Here is a 16,982-nt window from a genome sequence, read left to right as displayed (position 1 = left end):
CCCCACCCCCGCTGCCGTTTCCCGTGCGCGCCCCCGGTCGTGCACCCATGCGCCCCGGCCGCGACATCAGCGCCCCTCCCCGGCGCATGCGGACAAAGAGGGCATGCCCAAAAACCGTCCCCCGCTGGGGAGATGGCTCCCGGTAGGCGGGCGTAACCCCCGGTGACGGCTAGAGTTGAGTTCATCGTGGAAGAGACCATCGCGGGCCCTGAAGCTGCCCCCATCCCGAAGCAGCGCGGCGATTCACTCCCGGAAGCCGCGGTTCGTTATGCCGAGGAACGCCACTGGGACGTGTTCCCGGGCACCTGGCTGGAGGCCGCGGACGGCACGCACCGCTGCTCGTGCGGTCTGCCCGGGTGCCCCGCCCCCGGAGCGCACCCGGCCGACGACGACTGGGCGACGCGGGCGACCGGAAGCGCGGCCGCCGTGCGCCGTATGTGGGCCGAGCGCCCCGCCGCGGCCGTCCTGCTGCCCACCGGGCGCACCTTCGACGCCATCGAGGTCCCCGAGACGGCCGGCTTCCTGGCCCTCGCCCGTCTGGAGCGGATGGAACGCGCCCTGGGCCCGGTGACCCTGTCGCCGGACCGGCGGATGCGGTTCCTCGTCCTGCCCGGGGCCGCCGCGAAGGTCCCCGGCCTGGTGCGCGCCCTGGGCTGGTCGCCGTCCTCCCTCGACCTGGTCACCCTCGGCGAGGGCGGCTATCTGGCGGCTCCCCCCACCCGGTTCGGGTCCCGGGGCGCCGTGCAGTGGGCCCGCCGCCCGACCGCGGCGAACCGCTGGCTGCCGGACGCCGAGGAGCTGATCTCCCCGCTGGCGTACGCGTGCGGCAGGGACCGCTAGCGGGTCCTCCGGCTCCGTATCCGCCGTCGCCGCTGGTGGGAGAGGCGGCCGCCGCCCGCACCCGAAGGGCCCCGCGGCCCCCCGTATGGTGCTCCTATGACCGAGGGAGCAGGCGCGGCCGAGGCCGCCGTACGCGTGCAAGGGCTCTGGAAGAGGTACGGGGAGCAGATCGCCGTCGCGGGGATCGATCTGGAGCTGCCCGCGGGCCGGTTCATCGGGCTGGTCGGCCCGAACGGCGCGGGGAAGACCACCACCCTGTCCATGGTCACCGGGCTGCTGCGGCCCGATCAGGGGACCGTCCAGATCGTCGGGCACGACGTGTGGCGGGACCCGGTCGCGGTGAAGTCCCGTATCGGTGTGCTGCCCGAGGGCCTGCGCCTCTTCGAGCGCCTCTCCGGCCGCGAACTCCTCGCCTACATGGGCAGGTTGCGCGGACTGCCCGGGGCCGAGGTCGACAAGCGGGCCACCCAGCTGCTCGACGTCCTCGACCTGGCCGGGTCCCAGCACAAGCTGGTCGTGGACTACTCGACCGGTATGCGCAAGAAGATCGGGCTTGCCTGCGCACTGCTGCACAATCCCGAAGTCCTGTTCCTGGACGAGCCGTTCGAGGGCGTGGACCCCGTGTCGGCGCAGACCATCCGCGGGGTGCTGGAGCGGTACACCGCCTCCGGCGCCACCGTCGTCTTCTCCTCCCATGTCATGGAGCTGGTCGAGTCGCTCTGCGACTGGGTCGCGGTGATGGCCGCCGGACGCATCCGCGCCCACGGCCCGCTCGCCGAGGTGCGGGGCTCCGCGCCCACGCTCCAGCAGGCCTTCCTCGAACTGGTCGGCGCGCGCGCCCAGGCCGCGGGCACCGACCTCGACTGGCTCGGCGGCGGCGCCCGATGAGCGCCCCCGGCCCCACCCCCACACTCGTACGGCTCAAACTGGCCCTGCTGCGCAACGGGCTGCGGCAGTCGGCCGGGCGGCGGGCCGTGTACGTCACCACCGTCGTCGTGGTGCTCCTCTTCGCCGCGCTCCAGCTGATCGGGCTGATCGCCCTGCGCGGCTCGGCGCACGCCGCGAGCGTCGCGGTGCTGCTGGCGGAGATCCTGGCGCTGGGCTGGGCGGTGATGCCGCTGTTCTTCCCCGGCGGGGACGAGACGCTGGACCCGACCCGTCTGGTGATGCTGCCGCTGCGCCCGCGACCGCTGATACGGGCACTGCTGGTGGTGTCGCTGGTCGGCATCGGACCGCTGTTCACCCTGTGCCTGTTCGCCGGTTCGGTGGTGTCCGTGGCGCACGGGGCGGCCGCCTGGGCGACCGCCGTTGTGGCCGTCGTGCTCGCCCCGCTGGTGTGCGTGGCGCTGGCGCGGGCCGTCGCCGCCGCCAACGTCCGCCTGCTGACCAGCCGCAAGGGCCGCGATCTCGCCGTACTGAGCGGACTGCTCGTCGCCGTCGGCGCCCAGGTGGTGAACTTCGGCGCGCAGCGGCTGGGGCCGGGCGGACTCGCCCAGCTGGACCCGGTCGCGGACGTACTGCGCTGGATCCCGCCCGCCTCCGCGATCGGCGCGGTGGACTCCATGGGCAGGGGCTCCTACGGCACCGGGCTCGCCCAGCTCGGCCTGAGCGCCGCGGCGCTGGCGGGGCTGCTGGCGCTGTGGTCGCGCAGTCTGACCACACTGATGACCGCGCCGGACGGCTCCACGCTCCAGGCGGCCGAACCGGGCCCCCGGGAGCGCACCTCGTCCGGGCTGTCCCGGCTGCTGCCCGCGGGCCGCACGGGCACCGTGATGGAGCGCAGCCTGCGCTATGTCTGGCGCGACCCCAAGACCAAGGCCGCCTGGGTGACCTCGCTCGCCATCGGGATGATCGTGCCGGTCTTCAACGCCCTCCAGGGCACCGGTTCCGTCTACTTCGCCTGCTTCGCGGCGGGGATGCTCGGCATCCAGATGTACAACCAGTTCGGCCAGGACACCTCGGCGTTCTGGATGGTCGCGACGACCATCTCCTCGCCCCGGGACGCCCACGCCGAACTGCGCGGCCGGGCGCTGGCCCTGCTGCTGATCACCCTGCCCTACGCCACCGCGGTCACCGTCCTCACCACCGCGCTGCTCGGCGCCTGGCACCGGCTGCCGGAGGTGCTCGGGCTGTCCTTCTCCCTGCTCGGGGCGATGCTGGCGGCCGGCGCCTGGTCCTCGGCCTCCTTCCCGTACTCGATCCCGCAGGAGGGCCACAAGAACGTGGTCCCGGGACAGGCCGGGCTCGCCTGGATCTCCGTCTTCGGCGGCATGGTCGCGGCGGCCCTGCTCTCCTCGCCCGTGATCGCGGCCGTGATCTGGCTGAACGTCATGGCGGGCGGGGACCGCTGGACCTGGCTGCTGGGGCCCGCCGGGGCCGGGTACGGGGCGCTGCTCGTCCTCGCCGGGCTGCGCCTCGCGGCACCCCGGACGGCACGGCGGCTGCCGGAGATCCTGACGGCGGTCAGCAAGGGCTGAGGAGCGGTCAGCGGTCAGCAGGGGCTGAGGCGCGGTCAGCGGTCAGCAAGGGCTGAGGCGCGGTCAGCGGTCAGCAAGGGCTGAGGCGCGGGGCAGGGCCCTGGTCCGGGGGCCGGGCCCCGGACCAGGAGGCCGCCCCGCGTCAAACAGTCGGCAGGCCGCCCCGCGTCAGGCGGTCGGCAGGCCGTCCAGGAAGGGGGACACCGCCGCCGCCCAGTCCTGCGGCCGGTCGTAGTGGACGAGATGGTCGGCGTCGGGCACCTCCGCGTACTGGCCGTGCGGCAGCACCCGCACCATCTCCTGGGCCTCCGCCCGGCCCAGCTCGCCGTCCAGCCCGCGGACGACCAGGGCCGGACACCGGACCTGGGCCAGCTCCTCCCAGTGCGCGTCGTACACCCAGGTCTGGCGGGACCTCAGCATCTGCTCCGGATCGAAGACCGGCCGCCAGCCGTCCTCCGACTCGGCCATCACCTCGGCGTAGAAGGCGCCGCGGGCCGGGCGGGGGCTCTCCACCCAGGGGTCCTCCTCGCCGAACCACGTCCGGACGTCGGCGAGCGTGGCGAAGGGCAGCGGCCAGGACTTGAACCAGCTCTCCCACTCGCGCTGCGAGGCCGCGCCGAGCGCGGAGGCCCGCATGTCGCAGATGACCAGCCCGCGGACCAGGTCGGGCCGCTTGGCGGCGAGCTGCCAGGCGGTCAAGGCTCCCATCGCGTGGCCGACGAGGACGACGGGGGCGAGGCCGAGCTGTTCGACGGCGGCCTCGGCGTCGTCGATGTAGTCCTCCCGGGTGTACTGGCCGGGCGGCTTCTCACTGCGGCCGTGGCCGCGCTGGTCGAGCGCGACGACCCGATGGCGCGCGGAGAGCAGCCGGCCGGCGGACGCCCAGTGGGCGGCTCGGCCCATCAGACCGTGCAGTAACAGCACCCCGGGCCGGTGCTCGCTCTCCCCGGTCCCCGGCGGGTCGGCGAACTCCCATGCGGCCAGGCGTACGCCCCCTGCTCCGGTCACATCGATGCGCCGCACCATGCTCCAGGCACCCCCCTGCTCCGCACGGACCTTCTGCCCCGCTGCCCGCGGTCGGCCCGTGCGCTCGTCCTGCTGCCGCTGTCGTCCTGCTGCTCCTGCTGGTGTTGCTGGTGTTGCCGGTGGTGCGGGCCGCCCCGGTGCACCGAGTGACGTCCGGTGCCGGGGTGGCCTGTGGCCGTTCTGCCGTACAACGTGCCGGTTCTTACAGCGCGCGGTCCAGCGAGATCGTCACCCTCACGCTATCGAATGACTATTCGAAAATGGGGGGCCGGGCGGCAACACCCCTCCTTCGGGTGACGCCCCCCGATGATTGGCCGCCGCCTGCGTGGGGAGATCTTCTGCGGGAGGCGGACCGCTCGGGGAAAGACGGTCCGAGGGGGACGACCCTGGGAGCTCGGGGCTCCGGGTCGGAACAGGGGAGGACAGGCCCCGGCGCTCCAGGGTGCCGGGGCCCAGCCCCAGGTCCGTGGCACATCCGTCCGTCCCCTCCCTGACCGGGCGACATCGCGGTCACCCGTCGGCCAAGAGCCCTCAGGTCATATGCCCGTGCCACAGCCTCGCACGCAAACGGCCACAGCGCTGCGATTCGGCACACAGAATCTTGCCGAAGCCACCATCGCGGGGCGGCCTCAACCGCCCCAACCCTCACGGGAGTTGACGGCGGGACTCAGCGCTTGGCCACGAACACATGGGACGCGGTCTCGGCGCCCAGCTCGGCCGCCTCGCCGCCGCTGCCCACCAGTACCCCGCCCGCGGACTCCGTCACACTCACCACCGCGCCGGGCTGCACGCCCGCGCGCCGCAGGGTGTACATGAGCTGGGCGTCCGTCTGGATGGGCTCCCCGATACGCCGTACGACGACCGTCTTGCCGTCCGTGCCCGCGTCCAGGTCGGCCAGCGACACCATGCCCTCGTCCAGGAACGGGTCGGCGCCGTCCTTCTCGCCCAGCTCCTCCAGGCCCGGGATCGGGTTCCCGTACGGCGACTCGGTGGGGTGGCGCAGCAGCTCCAGCACGCGGCGCTCCACCGCCTCGCTCATCACATGCTCCCAACGGCACGCCTCGGCGTGCACCTGCTCCCACTCCAGCCCGATCACATCGACGAGCAGGCACTCGGCGAGGCGGTGCTTGCGCATGACCCGGGTGGCCAGGCGGCGGCCCTCGTCCGTCAGCTCCAGATGGCGGTCCGGCGCGACCGCCACCAGACCGTCGCGCTCCATCCGCGCCACCGTCTGGCTGACCGTCGGGCCGCTCTGGTCCAGCCGCTCGGCGATCCGGGCGCGCATGGGGACCACGCCTTCCTCCTCCAGCTCGAGGATGGTGCGGAGATACATCTCCGTGGTGTCGATCAGTCCGGACATACATGCCCCTCGATGAGATGTGCCGGAGGCTTGACGGCTCACCGGCGCGTGCGCTGGCCCTGGACTCAATTCTGACGCATCGCGCCGACAACCGTGGCGCGGTGGGGCGACCGCGGGGCGCCCGGCCCCGCAGACGGGTGCGCGGCGCCCGCGCGGGCGCCGTATTGACATCCCGCTGGTCCGGACCGCAACGTGATCCGCGACACGGGCCGTCAGGGGCGCCGGTACGTGATCGGTGTGCCGCGCGGCCGGTGTGCCGGGGCGCCGGGATCCGGACATCGAGACTGCGAAGGGGGCGCCTGCGATGAGCGAAGGCCCGACGGGCGGGGAACCGCGGGGCGAGCGGCGGCAGGACGGGGAGCCCGGGCACGGGGGCACACCGGCCGGGCGGTTCCTCGACGCGGCGATCGGGCTGCTGGAGCGGGTGCGGGACGAGGAGGCGGGGCCGGTCGCGCAGGCGGGGGCCCTGATCGCGGACACCGTCGCCGCGGGCGGACGGCTGTTCGCCTTCGGCGCGGGGCACTCCTCGCTGGCCGCGCAGGACCTCGTCTACCGCGCGGGCGGTCTCGCCCTGATGAATCTGCTCGCGGTCCCCGGTGTGGTGGGCGTCGACGTCCGCCCGGCCACCCTGGGCTCCGCGCTGGAGCGGGTCGACGGTCTCGCGGCCGCGGTGCTCGACTCCAGCCCGCTGCGGTCCGGGGACCTGCTGGTGGTGATCTCCCTGTCCGGCCGCAACGCGCTGCCGGTGGAGATGGCCATGAACGCCCGCGCCCTCGGCATCCGCGTCATCGGGGTGACCTCGGTGGCCTACGCCGCGGAGACGACGTCCCGGCACGCCTCGGGCACGTTTCTGAAGGACCACTGCGATCTGGTGCTGGACTCCAAGATCGCGGTGGGGGACGCCGAGCTGACCCTCGACACCGTGCCCGCCCCCTTCGCCCCCGCCTCCACCGTGGTCACCACGGCCCTGCTCCAGGCGGTGATGGCCACGGCCGCGGCCGAGCTGTCGGCCCGCGGGACCGAGCCGCCGCTGCTCCGGTCGGGGAACGTCGACGGCGGCCACGAGTGGAACGGGCGGATCCTGCGGGAGTACGGCGACCGGATCTTCTACCGGCAGTAGGCCCCCGGGTCCCCCGGCACCCCCGGGTTCTGCGGCCCCTGGGCCCCCGGCTCCCCGGGGCTCCGCGGCGCCTGGGCCCCGGCCACCGCCTACCGGCCCCCCTCCGCCCGGCCGTCCGTGCCGGTCAGGTCCGCGAGGTCCAGGGCGGCGGCGATCCGTACCGCCACGTCCTCCCCGTAGACCGCGTCCGCGCGTTCGAAGCGGGTGCGTCCGGCGCCCCGGAGGAAGGTCACCACGCCCAGCGTCCGGCCCCGGCTGCGGAGCACCGCGCACAGGGCGTGCACCGCGTCCGGGGGCCACTGCCGGGCGAGCGCCCACTCACGGGCCTGCCCGGGGTCCACGGCGCCCGCCCCGGCGCGTACGCATCCGGCGCGCGCCACGCACTGGAGGGCGGGGTGACCCTCGGCGTACCGGACGGGCAGCCCGGCCTTCCCGGTGAGCAGGCTGGGCCCGGGCGCGCCGGACGGTGTCTCGGCGGCCCGCACCAGCCGCACCGGGCCCGGCCCGTCCGCCGCCGGGCCGCCGGCCACCCGGTCGACCACCGCATGGTCGGCGAACCCGGCGAGCGCGAAGTCCAGATGCACGGCGGCCGCCTCCGCCGGGTCCTCGCACTCGGCGGCCGCCCGCGCGGCCCGGTGCAGCTGGTTGGCCCGGAAGCGCAGCAGGGCGGCCTCCTGCTCGGCCTGCTTGGCCTCGGTAACGTCCTGGAACAGCCATCCCACGCCCAGCGGAACCGGTTCTTCCGAGAGCGGGGAGGCCAGCCGTACGAAACCGCTGCGCCAGCACCGCCGCCGGTCGCCCTCGGCGGTCCGCACGCTCACCCACATCTCGGCGGGGGCGGGCGGGGCGCCCTCGGCGAGCACATGGGTCAGCGCGCCCTCCAGTTCCTCGACCCCCTGTGCCAGCAGGTCTCCGAGGGGGCGGCCGAGCACGGCCGCACGGCCGGTGCCGAGCGCCCGGGCGGCATGGGCGTTGACCACGGCGGGCCGCAGATCCACGTCGACCAGCACCACGCCCCAGCTGGCGTCCTCGAACAGGGCCTCGCTCAGCGCGATGGACCGCTCCAGGTCGATCTGGGCATGGACCTCGCCGAAGGCGCAGTAGACACCGGCGGGCTCCCCCGCGGGTCCGCGCACCGTCGCGGACTGGGTCCGCACCAGCACCCGGCCGCCGTCCTTGGTGAGCAGCGCGAACTCGTGCACCTGGCGGCCCGCGGCCCGCATGGCGGACTTCAGCCACGCCTCGGCCTCGGCGGCGTCCGCGCTCCGTACGGCCCATCCGGCGAATCCGCGGCGCCCCACGGCCTCGGCGGCGGACCAGCCGAGGATCCGCTCGGCCTCGCGGTTCCAGTGGGTCACCACGCCCGCCGCGTCGAAGGCGCACAGGGCCGCGTCCATGCCGTCGAGGAGGGCGGCCAGCAGATCGGAACCGTCCCGCTCGGGCCCGCCCGGGCCCAGCTCGTCCGTGGTCCCCCTGCGCCGGGAAGCACTCACCTGGACCCCCTCAGGCTGCTGCGTCCGTACGTACGGCGCCAGTCCCTCACTCTCTTTCATTCAACTCGAACGTGACCTGGCCCATATGCACTTCCGGAAAGATTCCGGCGAAATCCCGGCCCGGTCCCGGCCTCCCGACCTGCCCTGCCCCGTCGCCACCGCCACCGCCACCGCCACCGCCACCGCCAGCACCACCGCCGCCGCCGGAAAAAGGTGTTGATGGGCGGCCCGGAGGTTCCTAGGGTGGGAGGCACCGAAGAAAGGAGGTGGTTCGGAGCATGTATGCACACCGGACGTCGGAGGTGGCTGCGGGCTGAGGCCCGTCACCACACTCGGTGCGGTGCCGGACCGGCGCGTGCGTGTCACGCGCAGCCGGCCTAATCCAACGCAGTCACCCGACCCGCGGGCTCGCCGGTATCGTCCGGCCGGCTTCTCCGCCGCACGGCGGAGGGACCAGAGCCCGCGGGTCGTCTGCGTTCCGCGGCGGCTCAGGGGCTGAGCCGCTCCACCCGCCAGCTCCCGTCGGGCCCGGCGGCGTAGCGCAGGCGGTCGTGCAGCCGGTTCGCGCGGCCCTGCCAGAACTCGACGGTCTCGGGGACGATCCGGAAGCCGCCCCAGTGCGGCGGGACCGGGACCTCGGAGCCCTCCGGATAGCGGGCGGCCAGCTCCGCGTAGGCCGTGTCCAGGCCGTCCCGGCCGGGGATGACCGAGGACTGGGCGCTGGCCCAGGCGCCGAGCCGGGAGCCATGGGGCCGGGTGCGGAAGTAGCGGGCCGTCTCCTCGCGGCCGGTGCGCAGCGCGGTCCCGGTCACGATCACCTGGCGGGCCATGGGGTGCCAGGGGAAGAGCAGCGCGATGTGCGGGTTGGCCGCGAGATCGCGCGCCTTGCGGGAGTCGTAGTTGGTGTAGAAGACGAAGCCCCGGTCGTCGTAGCTCTTCATCAAAACCGTGCGCGAGCTGGGGCGTCCTTCCGCGTCCACGGTGGAGACGACCATCGCGTTGGGCTCGTAGATCATCCCGGCCACGGCGGCCTGGGCGGCCTGGGTGAACCAGCGGGCGAACTGCTCTATCGGGTGGGCGGCGAGCGAGGAGGCGTCGAGGCCCTCGGCGCGGTAGTGGGCCCGCATCTCGGCGGGGTTGTGGGCCAGCTCCCCGGCCGGACCTTCGGCCGCGCGTTCGACGATGGCTTCGAGGGCGGGTTCCGCCGCGTCCGCGTCCGCGGCGGCGCGGAGGTCTTGGGCGGAGGGCCGGGCGGAGCGTCCGGATCGGCCGTGGGCTGCGGTTTCGGGTGCCGGTTCGTCCGGTCGGCGGTCGGTCACGCGGTCATCTTGCCGCATCGTCGGGGGCTTACGGGGGCGGGTGCCGTTCGTCACTCAGTGGCACTGAGTGCCGCTCCCCCTCCCCAAAGGTGGCACTCGGGGATATGGTGCTGATGCCGCTCGGTTGGGGTGACCGCCAGCCGATCGGGGCATCACCGGAGTGACCGTTTTTTGGACCGCGAGTCTTCGAGAACGACCGCGAAGGACCGTGGAACCGGGGCGGCCGCCCCCTTTCCCCGCAGCCGAGGTCCACCGCGCCAACCCCTCCAGCCTTGGCCCTGGACCGCCTCGACGGGGATCCCACCGACCACACCCGCCGCACACATCACGAGGAGCCGCCTGATGTCCGACTTCGTACCCGGGCTCGAAGGAGTCGTCGCGTTCGAGACGGAGATCGCCGAACCCGACAAGGAGGGCGGTGCCCTGCGGTACCGGGGCGTCGACATCGAGGAACTGGTCGGCCATGTCTCGTTCGGCAATGTCTGGGGACTGCTGGTCGACGGGGCCTTCAATCCCGGACTGCCGCCCGCCGAGCCGTTCCCGATCCCGGTGCACTCCGGTGACATCCGGGTGGACGTGCAGTCGGCGCTCGCCATGCTCGCCCCCGTCTGGGGCCTGAAGCCCCTCCTGGACATCGACGCCGAGCAGGCCCGCGAGGACCTGGCCCGCGCGGCCGTCATGGCGCTGTCCTACGTCGCCCAGTCGGCCCGCGGCCAGGGGCTGCCGATGGTGCCCCAGCGGGAGATCGACAAGGCGAACTCCGTCGTCGAGCGGTTCATGATCCGCTGGCGGGGCGAGCCGGACCCCAAGCATGTCGCGGCCGTCGACGCCTACTGGACCTCGGCCGCCGAGCACGGCATGAACGCCTCCACCTTCACCGCCCGGGTGATCGCCTCCACCGGCGCGGACGTGGCCGCGGCGCTCTCCGGCGCCGTGGGCGCCATGTCGGGCCCGCTGCACGGCGGTGCGCCCTCCCGGGTGCTCGGCATGATCGAGGAGATCGAGCGGACCGGGGACGCGGAGGCCTATGTGCGCCAGGCCCTGGACCGCGGCGAGCGGCTGATGGGCTTCGGGCACCGGGTCTACCGCGCCGAGGACCCCCGGGCTCGCGTGCTGCGCCGCACGGCCCGGGAGCTGGGCGCCCCGCGCTTCGAGATCGCGGAGGCCCTGGAGAAAGCGGCCCTGGCGGAGCTGCACAGCCGCCGCCCGGACCGGGTCCTCGCCACCAATGTGGAGTTCTGGGCGGCGATCATCCTGGACTTCGCCGAGGTCCCCGCGCACATGTTCACCTCGATGTTCACCTGCGCCCGTACCGCCGGCTGGTCCGCGCACATCCTGGAGCAGAAGCGCACGGGCCGCCTGGTGCGCCCGTCGGCCCGCTATGTGGGCCCGGGCTCGCGGAGCCTCCAGGACATCGAGGGCTACGACACCGCCGCCCACTGAGCCGTCCGCCGGACCGTCGAGGACGGTCCGGCCACACGGCCCGATGGCCCGGAGGCCCGCCGGACGGTGACCCGCCCACCCGCCGGGCGGGTCACGCCGGTGTCAGCAGCCCCCCGTGGTGGCGCTCGGCGGTGCGGGGGTGGGCCCGGAGCTTGCCCTTCAGCTCGTTGTAGCCGTACTCGGCGAACAGCGGATTGGCCGGATCGGCGGTGATGCCGGGCGCGGCGGAGGCACCCGGGAAGGGCAGCGGCTCGATACGGGCGTCCAGGCGGGGGTTGTAGAAGAAGGGCACGGAGAAGCGCTCGGTGGCGCCGGGCGGGCTGACCACCCGGTGGTTGGTGGCCAGCAGATAGCCGTTGGTGGCCACCTCCAGCAGCTCGCCCAGATTGACCACGAACGCCCCCTGAAGCGGCGGCACGTCGTGGAAGAGGCCGTCCTCGCGCTGCACCTGGAGCCCGCCGACGCGGTCCTGGAGCAGCAGGGTCAGGAAGCCGTAGTCCTTGTGCGCGCCCACCCCCTGGTCGGCGCCGTCGGCCGCGCTGCCGGGGTAGCGGACGAACTTCAGATGCGAATGGGCGAGGCCGCCGAAGACCGGGTCGTAGAAGTCGGGGGCCGCGCCGATCGCGGCGAGCAGCTCGTGCAGCAGCCGCCGGGCGATCGCACTGAGCCGGTCGATCCAGGTGAGCGCGGCGGTGCGCAGCTCGGGCAGGGCCGCGGGCCACTGGTTGGGGCCCTGGAGCCACCAGTAGGGCGCCTCGTCGGGCCCGGGCGTGCGGGCGGGGCGCTCCGCACCCATGTCGAGCTGGTCGCGCCAGTCGCGGGAGCCTCCGGTGCGCTCGTCGCCGGTGCGCGTATAGCCGCGGAAGTGGGGCGAGTTGACGTTGTCGAGGGCGAGGCGGTCCGCCTCGGGCAGCGCGAAGAAGGCCCGCATGGCCGCGAGCAGGGCGTCGGTCTCGGCGGGGGTGACGCCGTGCCCGACGAGCTGGAAGAAGCCCACGTCATGGGCGGCGCTGTGGAGTTGTGCGTGCAGCAGCGCCCGGTCCTTCGGGCCGCGGTCGGCCGCGGAGAGGTCGATGATCGGGAGCTGCCGCTGCTGGGACGGGTTCGACGAGTGTGTCGCCGTGTGAGTCATGGGTGCGTCCGCGGGGTCTACGGGTCCCCGGCCGCCGCCGGGGGTGTGGCGGAGGCCGGGGTGCCGGGTGGAAAGAGCGAGGACGCGCACGGACGCGCAGGGCTGCTCATGCCTGCGCGTAAGGGCGCGGAAGTGCGGAAGTGCAGAGGTACGGAAGTGCGGAAGTGCAGAGAAGCGAAGAACCGCAAGCCGGGAAAAGGGCTGGATCAGGCCGAGCGTCGACAGCCCATGCTCGTGACGCGCACGTAGTCCACGTGTCGGCGTCGGACGAGCATCACAAACATGCGCCCAGAGTAACCCGCCCCCGGCCGCGCTCCCGGTGCCTTTTCGGTCACACTCCGGGGGCCTCGTCCAGGGCCCGGTCCAGCAGGGCCGCCCACTGGGCCACCACCCGTTCCCGGCGGGCCGCGTCGTCCGTGAGGAGGTTGGCGAGGCCCAGTCCGCGGGCCATGTCCAGCAGTCCCTGGACCGTCTCGCGCACCCCGGGCCGTGACTCGTCGGCGCCCAGCAGGTCCACCGCCATCCGGTGGGTCTCCCGGCCGACCCGGGCCTCCAGTTCCGCCACCCGCGGGCCGAGCTGGGCCTCGCTGGCGGCGGCGACCCACAGATGCAGGGCGGCACGGAACAGCGGCCCGGTGTAGAGGTCGACGAGGGCGGCGACCACCGCGCCCCGGTCGGCGGCCCCCCGCGGGAAGAGCGCCCTGATCGCCGTGGAGCGCTCCTCGGCCATGTACTCGACGGCCGCGGTGAAGAGGTCCTCGCGGGTGGGGAAGTGGTGCTGGGCGGCGCCGCGGGAGACGCCCGCGCGTTCGGCGACGACGGTCACCGTGGAGCCCGCCCAGCCGCGCTCGGCGAGACACGCCACCGCGGCCTGGAGCAGCTTCTGCCGGGTGGCCCGGGAACGGTCCTGCTTGGGGACGCGGTCGGCCGTGCTCACACCACCCATACGGGATCCCGTCTCTCAAGGAAGGCCGTCATCCCCTCGCGGGCCTGCGGGGAGGCGAACAGCCGGGCCGAGAGCGCGGTCAGGACGGCCGCGTCCCGGTCGAAGGTCTCCAGCACCCTAGCCGTGAGCAGCCGCTTGGTCTCGGCCAGGCCCTGGGGCGAGGCCCGGCGCAGCCCGTCGAGGACCGGTGCGAGGACCTCGTCCACGTCGGCTCCCCAGTCGGTGAGCAGTCCGGCGCGTACGGCCTCGGCGGCGTCGAAGCGTTCACCGGTGAGGCAGTGGCGGGCCAGCGCGCGGGGGTCGGCGCGGGGCAGCAGGGGCAGGGAGATCACGGCGGGGGCCACACCGATCCGGACCTCGGTGAAGGCGAAGGTGGCGGCGGCGGAGGCGACGGCGATGTCGCAGGCGCCGAGCAGTCCGAGGCCGCCCGCCCGGACGTGCCCGGTGACCCGGGCCACGACGGGGGTGCGCAGTTCGACGATCTGCCGCAACAGGGCGACCAGGGCGTCCGGGTGCGGGGGGTCGCGCAGATCGGCGCCCGCGCAGAAGGTGGTGCCGGTGTGGGTGAGGACCACGGCGCGTACGTCGTGGTCCTTGGCGCAGCGGCCGAGCGCCTCCGCCAGGCCGCCGACCAGCTCGGCCGAGAGGGCGTTGCGGGTGCCGGGCGAATCGAGGGTGAGGGTGGTGATGCCCCGGTGGTCGGCGGCGCGGACGGACATGGCTCCTCCTGGACGTGACGCGGTACGGCCTCGCGGCCCAGGGCCTCTCGTTCGGATCGGGCCGGACCCGATCCGAACGGAGACCCCTAGTAGGACTTCGGCAGGCCGAGGCTCTGGTGGGAGACGAAGTTGAGGACCATCTCCCGGCTGACCGGCGCGATCCGGGTGACCCGGGCCGCGGTGATCAGTGAGGCGAGCCCGAACTCGCGGGTGAGGCCGTTGCCGCCGAGGGTGTGCACGGCCTGGTCGACGGCGCGTACACAGGCCTCCCCGGCCGCGTACTTGGCCATGTTGGCGGCCTCCCCGGCGGCGAGGTCGTCCCCGGCGTCGTAGAGGAAGGCGGCCTTCTGCATCATCAGCCGGGCCAGTTCGAGGTCGATGTGCGCCTGGGCCAGAGGGTGCGCGATCGCCTGGTGGGAACCGATGGGCTGCTTCCAGACGGTGCGGTCGCGGGCGTACTCGACGGCCCGGGAGACGGCGTAGCGGCCCATGCCGATCGCGAAGGCGGCGGTCATGACGCGCTCGGGGTTGAGCCCGGCGAACAGCTGGAGCAGCCCGGCGTCCTCGTCACCGACCAGGGCGTCGGCGGGCAGCCGTACGTCGTCCAGGGTCAGTTCGAACTGCTTCTCGGCACTGCTCAGTTCCATGTCGATCGGGCGCCGCTCGAAGCCGGGCGTCTCGCGGGGGACGACGAACAGACAGGGCTTGAGCTTTCCGGTGCGGGCGTCCTCGGTGCGGCCGACGATCAGGGTGGCGTCGGCGATGTCGACTCCGGAGATGAACACCTTGCGGCCGCTGAGGATCCAGTCGTCGCCGTCGCGGCGGGCGGTGGTGGTGATGCGGTGGGAGTTGGAGCCCGCGTCGGGTTCGGTGATGCCGAAGGCCATGGTGCGGGTGCCGTCCGCGAGGCCGGGCAGCCACTGCCGCTTCTGGGCGTCCGTGCCGAAGCGGGCGATCACGGTGCCGCAGATGGCGGGCGAGACGACCAGCATGAGGAGGGGGCAGCCCTGGGCACCCAACTCCTCAAGAACGAGGGACAGTTCGGTGATGCCGCCGCCTCCGCCGCCGTACTCCTCGGGGAGGTTGACCCCGAGGTAGCCCAGCTTGGCGGCCTCGGCCCAGAGTTCGGTGGGGTGGCGTCCCTCGGCGACGACCGCGGCGAGGTAGTCGCGGCCGTAGCGCCTGCCGAGGGCGGCGACGGCGGTACGGAGGGCCTGGTGCTCTTCGGTCTCTGCGACGGGGGTCATGGGGCCTCCTGAAAGGATGGTCAAGGGGCTTGTACGACGGCGAGCAGCGTGCCGACCTCCACCTGGCGGCCGGGGACCGCGTGGAGGGCCGTGAGCGTTCCGGTGACGGGGGCCGTGATCCGGTGTTCCATCTTCATCGCCTCCAGCCAGAGCAGGGGCTGCCCGGCCTGTACGGCGGATCCGACGGCGAGGCCCTCGGCGACACGGACGACCGTTCCCGGCATCGGGGCGAGCAGGGAGCCGGGGGCGTGGTCGGGGGCGGGTTCCCGGAAGCGGGGCAGGGCGATGAGGGCGGTGGGTCCGGCGTAGACCTGGTCGCCGTAGCGGTGGACCGCGTAGGTCCGCCGTATCCCGTCCGCCTCCAGGACCACCCGCCCGGCGTCCGCGTGCAGGATCCGCACCCCGTCCGCGGCGAGGCCGTCGCGGGTGTGCCGGTAGCGCACCTCGTGCTCCTCGCCCGCCACGAGGTACCGCTTGACCTGCTCCTGGGACGGCAGATTGCGCCAGCCGCCGAAGCGTGAGCGGCCGTGGGTGTCGGCGAGGGCGGCGGCCAGTGGCGCACAGGGGTCGGGGGCGGGCGCGGTCAGCGCGGGCAGGTGGCGGTCGTAGAAGCCGGTGTCCATGCGGGCCGCCGTGAACTCGGCATGGCGCAGTGAGCGCACCAGCAGGTCCCGGTTGGTCACCGGGCCGTGGATCTCGGCGCGTTCCAGGGCGCCCGCGAGCCTGCGGGCGGCCTCCGCGCGGGTGGGGGCGTGGGCGACGGCCTTGGCGAGCATCGGGTCGTAGTGGACGCCGATCGTGTCGCCGTCCCGGTAGCCGGTGTCCAGGCGCACGTCCGGTACGGCGAGCCGGTGCAGCACACCGGTCTGCGGGGCCCAGTCGCGTGCGGGGTCCTCGGCGTAGAGGCGGGCCTCGATGGCGTGGCCGCTCGGGCGGGGCGGTTCGCCGTCGAGGGCGGCGCCCTCCGCGACCCGGATCTGGAGCGCGACCAGGTCGATCCCGAACACGGCCTCGGTGACGGGGTGTTCGACCTGGAGCCGGGTGTTCATCTCCAGGAAGTGCGCCCGGCCGTCGGCGACCAGGAACTCCACGGTGCCCGCGCCCACGTAGTCGACGGACCGGGCGGCGCGCCGGGCCATCTCGCAGAGGGAGTCGGTGAGTCCGGGGTCGAGTCCCGGTGCGGGGGCCTCCTCGATCACCTTCTGGTGACGCCGCTGGAGGGTGCAGTCGCGGGTACCGAGCGTCCACACCGTGCCGTGGGTGTCGGCGAGGACCTGGACCTCGACATGGCGGCCGCCCTCCACATACGGCTCCACGAAGACCTCGTCGTCGCCGAAGGCGGAGAGGGCCTCGGCGCGGGCGGCGGTCAGCTCGGCGTCCAGGTCGGCCAGGTCCCGTACGACCCGCATGCCGCGTCCGCCGCCGCCCGCCGCCGCCTTGACCAGGACGGGCAGGTCGGCGGCGGTGACGGTGGTCAGGGGTTCCAGGCCCATCAGCTTCTTGGCGCGGGTCTTGGAGGCCATCGCCTCGATCGCCTCCGGCGGCGGCCCGATCCAGGTGAGGCCCGCGGCGAGCACCTCCCGGGCGAAGGAGGCGTTCTCGGAGAGGAAGCCGTAGCCGGGGTGCACGGCGTCGGCACCGGCCGTGAGCGCGGCCCGCACGATCAGGTCGCCGCGCAGATAGGTGTCCGCGGGCGCCGCCCCCGGCAGCCGTACGGCCGTGTCGGCGAGGCGGGCGGGGAGCGCGTCCGCGTCGGCGTCCGAGTACACGACGACGGTACGGATGCCCAGTTCGCGGCAGGTGCGGACGATGCGGCAGGCGATCTCGCCGCGGTTCGCCACCAGAACGGATTGCATCACG

General features: G+C 73.9%; 14 protein-coding genes. 5 read left to right on the top strand and 9 right to left on the bottom strand.

The features are described 5' to 3' along the window. The first annotated feature begins 186 nt into the window (after positions 1-186). The 3 genes from ACIHAA_RS10350 (at position 187) to ACIHAA_RS10340 (ending at position 3,317) form a co-directional block, all read left to right on the top strand. The gene (locus ACIHAA_RS10350) at positions 187-840 is read left to right on the top strand and encodes a bifunctional DNA primase/polymerase (protein WP_399815279.1); all 654 of its coding nucleotides are present in this window, start codon (positions 187-189) and stop codon (positions 838-840) included. Between the two features lie 96 nt (positions 841-936). Next, positions 937-1,728 carry an ABC transporter ATP-binding protein gene (locus ACIHAA_RS10345; protein ID WP_399815276.1) on the top strand — a complete coding sequence of 264 codons (792 nt, stop codon included), beginning with the start codon at positions 937-939 and terminating at the stop codon, positions 1,726-1,728. Beyond that, positions 1,725-3,317: a transporter gene (locus ACIHAA_RS10340; RefSeq protein WP_399815274.1), complete on the top strand. Its 1,593-nt coding sequence runs from the start codon at positions 1,725-1,727 to the stop codon at positions 3,315-3,317. The genes ACIHAA_RS10345 and ACIHAA_RS10340 overlap by 4 nt, the downstream gene beginning before the upstream one ends. Positions 3,318-3,485: 168 nt before the next feature. Here ACIHAA_RS10340 and ACIHAA_RS10335 read toward each other — a convergent pair whose 3' ends face one another. Both ACIHAA_RS10335 and ACIHAA_RS10330 read right to left on the bottom strand, forming a co-directional pair. Beyond that, positions 3,486-4,343, bottom strand: coding sequence for an alpha/beta fold hydrolase (locus ACIHAA_RS10335; RefSeq protein WP_399815271.1), 858 nt, complete (start codon positions 4,341-4,343; stop codon positions 3,486-3,488). Between the two features lie 667 nt (positions 4,344-5,010). Next, positions 5,011-5,703: a metal-dependent transcriptional regulator gene (locus tag ACIHAA_RS10330; protein WP_399815267.1), complete on the bottom strand. Its 693-nt coding sequence runs from the start codon at positions 5,701-5,703 to the stop codon at positions 5,011-5,013. Between the two features lie 304 nt (positions 5,704-6,007). Between ACIHAA_RS10330 and ACIHAA_RS10325 the strand changes: the two genes are divergently transcribed. Then, positions 6,008-6,823 (top strand): SIS domain-containing protein, encoded by an 816-nt coding sequence (locus tag ACIHAA_RS10325; RefSeq protein WP_399815264.1) that lies wholly within the window; start codon positions 6,008-6,010, stop codon positions 6,821-6,823. Positions 6,824-6,912: 89 nt separating this feature from the next. Here the strand turns inward: ACIHAA_RS10325 and ACIHAA_RS10320 are convergent, their stop codons facing one another. Both ACIHAA_RS10320 and pdxH read right to left on the bottom strand, forming a co-directional pair. Further along, positions 6,913-8,376 (bottom strand): PAS domain S-box protein, encoded by a 1,464-nt coding sequence (locus tag ACIHAA_RS10320; protein WP_399815263.1) that lies wholly within the window; start codon positions 8,374-8,376, stop codon positions 6,913-6,915. A gap of 428 nt (positions 8,377-8,804) precedes the next feature. Next, complete coding sequence (gene pdxH / locus ACIHAA_RS10315; protein WP_399815452.1) at positions 8,805-9,443, bottom strand: pyridoxamine 5'-phosphate oxidase; 639 nt, start codon at positions 9,441-9,443, stop codon at positions 8,805-8,807. Between the two features lie 534 nt (positions 9,444-9,977). On the opposite strand from pdxH, the gene ACIHAA_RS10310 reads away from it, so the two are divergent. Then, positions 9,978-11,078, top strand: a complete 1,101-nt coding sequence (locus ACIHAA_RS10310; RefSeq protein WP_399815259.1) for a citrate synthase 2 — start codon at positions 9,978-9,980, stop codon at positions 11,076-11,078. Positions 11,079-11,169: 91 nt separating this feature from the next. Here the strand turns inward: ACIHAA_RS10310 and ACIHAA_RS10305 are convergent, their stop codons facing one another. The 5 genes from ACIHAA_RS10305 to ACIHAA_RS10285 all read right to left on the bottom strand — a co-directional run bounded on the left by ACIHAA_RS10305 (position 11,170) and on the right by ACIHAA_RS10285 (position 16,981). Next, positions 11,170-12,210 (bottom strand): isopenicillin N synthase family dioxygenase, encoded by a 1,041-nt coding sequence (locus ACIHAA_RS10305; protein ID WP_399815255.1) that lies wholly within the window; start codon positions 12,208-12,210, stop codon positions 11,170-11,172. Between the two features lie 331 nt (positions 12,211-12,541). Continuing rightward, positions 12,542-13,156, bottom strand: a complete 615-nt coding sequence (locus tag ACIHAA_RS10300) for a TetR/AcrR family transcriptional regulator (RefSeq protein ID WP_399815253.1) — start codon at positions 13,154-13,156, stop codon at positions 12,542-12,544. Beyond that, a complete protein-coding gene (locus tag ACIHAA_RS10295; RefSeq protein ID WP_399815251.1) occupies positions 13,144-13,875 on the bottom strand; it encodes an enoyl-CoA hydratase family protein in 732 nt (243 codons plus the stop codon). The genes ACIHAA_RS10300 and ACIHAA_RS10295 overlap by 13 nt, the downstream gene beginning before the upstream one ends. Positions 13,876-13,961: 86 nt before the next feature. After that, positions 13,962-15,122 carry an acyl-CoA dehydrogenase family protein gene (locus ACIHAA_RS10290; protein ID WP_399815248.1) on the bottom strand — a complete coding sequence of 387 codons (1,161 nt, stop codon included), beginning with the start codon at positions 15,120-15,122 and terminating at the stop codon, positions 13,962-13,964. 20 nt (positions 15,123-15,142) lie between these two features. Next, positions 15,143-16,981: a biotin carboxylase N-terminal domain-containing protein gene (locus ACIHAA_RS10285; protein WP_399815246.1), complete on the bottom strand. Its 1,839-nt coding sequence runs from the start codon at positions 16,979-16,981 to the stop codon at positions 15,143-15,145. Position 16,982: the final 1 nt, after the last annotated feature.

Source organism: Streptomyces sp. NPDC052040 (assembly GCF_044548405.1).
In the GTDB taxonomy this organism is placed as follows: domain Bacteria; phylum Actinomycetota; class Actinomycetes; order Streptomycetales; family Streptomycetaceae; genus Streptomyces.
This window is presented reverse-complemented; position numbering and strand designations above follow the sequence as displayed.

What these genes read in the sequence shown, in the direction of transcription:
- ACIHAA_RS10345 (WP_399815276.1), top strand. Translation starts at nt 937, where the DNA reads ATGACCGAGGGAGCAGGCGCGGCCGAGGCCGCCGTACGCGTGCAAGGG.
- ACIHAA_RS10340 (WP_399815274.1), top strand. Translation starts at nt 1,725, where the DNA reads ATGAGCGCCCCCGGCCCCACCCCCACACTCGTACGGCTCAAACTGGCC.
- ACIHAA_RS10335 (WP_399815271.1), bottom strand. Translation starts at nt 4,343, where the DNA reads ATGGTGCGGCGCATCGATGTGACCGGAGCAGGGGGCGTACGCCTGGCC.
- ACIHAA_RS10330 (WP_399815267.1), bottom strand. Translation starts at nt 5,703, where the DNA reads ATGTCCGGACTGATCGACACCACGGAGATGTATCTCCGCACCATCCTC.
- ACIHAA_RS10325 (WP_399815264.1), top strand. Translation starts at nt 6,008, where the DNA reads ATGAGCGAAGGCCCGACGGGCGGGGAACCGCGGGGCGAGCGGCGGCAG.
- ACIHAA_RS10320 (WP_399815263.1), bottom strand. Translation starts at nt 8,376, where the DNA reads ATGAAAGAGAGTGAGGGACTGGCGCCGTACGTACGGACGCAGCAGCCT.
- pdxH (WP_399815452.1), bottom strand. Translation starts at nt 9,443, where the DNA reads ATGCGGGCCCACTACCGCGCCGAGGGCCTCGACGCCTCCTCGCTCGCC.
- ACIHAA_RS10310 (WP_399815259.1), top strand. Translation starts at nt 9,978, where the DNA reads ATGTCCGACTTCGTACCCGGGCTCGAAGGAGTCGTCGCGTTCGAGACG.
- ACIHAA_RS10305 (WP_399815255.1), bottom strand. Translation starts at nt 12,210, where the DNA reads ATGACTCACACGGCGACACACTCGTCGAACCCGTCCCAGCAGCGGCAG.
- ACIHAA_RS10300 (WP_399815253.1), bottom strand. Translation starts at nt 13,156, where the DNA reads ATGGGTGGTGTGAGCACGGCCGACCGCGTCCCCAAGCAGGACCGTTCC.
- ACIHAA_RS10295 (WP_399815251.1), bottom strand. Translation starts at nt 13,875, where the DNA reads ATGTCCGTCCGCGCCGCCGACCACCGGGGCATCACCACCCTCACCCTC.
- ACIHAA_RS10290 (WP_399815248.1), bottom strand. Translation starts at nt 15,122, where the DNA reads ATGACCCCCGTCGCAGAGACCGAAGAGCACCAGGCCCTCCGTACCGCC.